The 1,074-nt window shown below is 65.2% G+C and carries 1 protein-coding gene; it reads left to right on the forward strand.

Features of this window, described 5'->3' with window-relative positions:
* Positions 1-32: 32 nt before the first annotated feature.
* Positions 33-1,074 (forward strand): acyltransferase domain-containing protein (locus tag ACIRS4_RS38820; protein ID WP_404205078.1); only part of this gene is annotated, 1,042 nt, incomplete at its 3' end.

The following is a 1,074-nucleotide window of genomic DNA, read 5'->3' on the forward strand; positions in this document are numbered from 1 at the left end:
TTTTCCCTGTGCAGGGTTCGCAATGGGTGGGGATGGCTCGGGGGTTGTGGGAGTCGTCGCCCGTTTTCGGGGCGCGGATGGACGAGTGTGCGCGTCTGTTGGGGGAGTTGGTGGATTGGTCGTTGCGTGATGTGCTCGGTGATGAGCAGGCATTGCAGCGTGTGGATGTCCTGCAGCCGGCGTTGTGCGCGGTGATGGTGTCGTTGGCGCAGTTGTGGCGCTCGGTGGGTGTGGTTCCTGCTGCGGTGGTGGGTCATTCGCAAGGTGAGATCGCGGCGGCGTGCGCAGCGGGCATTCTGGAGATTTCGGATGCGTTGCGGCTGAGCGTATTTCGCAGTCGCGCGATTGCCGATCGGCTGTCGGGTCATGGCGCGATGGCATCGATCGCTGTGGCCGCCGGAGAGGTCGGCTATGCGGGTGTCACCGTCGCAGCACTCAACGGTCCCGACAGCGTCGTGGTGTCGGGTGCGGTTGCCGATGTGCATGGCTATGTCGCAGACTGTGCGGCCCGTGGGATTCGCGCGCGGGTGATCCCGGTCGACTACGCGTCTCATTCGCCTCAGGTGGAGATGATTCGGGAGGCTGTGCTGGCGGCGGGGCGCGATGTCGTGACGCATCCGAGTGACATCGCCTTCTACTCCGCGGTGACCGGCGGTCGGCTGGACCCGTCCTCGATGGATGCCGAGTACTGGTATCGGAACCTGCGGGAGCCGGTACGTCTCGAGGATGCGGTCCGGGAATTGGCCGCCGCAGGCCATCGGGTTTTCGTGGAGGTCGGTCCGCACCCGGTATTGACGATGCCGGTGCAGGAGACGGTGCCGGAGGCTGTCGTACTGGGTACGTTGCGTCGGGAGGAAGACGAGTTCCGGCGGTTCCTGCTGGCGATGGGCGAGCTCTTCGCGCACGGGGTGACGGTGGACTGGCGGGCCGTCTTCGACGGTGCCGGTGCCCGTGTGGTCGACTTGCCCACCTACCCGTTCCAACGACAACGGTACTGGTTCGATGACGACCAGGCTGACCAAAATACTGATGCGCCAGTCGATCTGCTCGAGTTGGGCGACCTGCAGCGCGGGG

It is taken from the genome of Streptomyces sp. NPDC101166 (genome assembly GCF_044768125.1).
GTDB lineage: Bacteria > Actinomycetota > Actinomycetes > Streptomycetales > Streptomycetaceae > Streptomyces.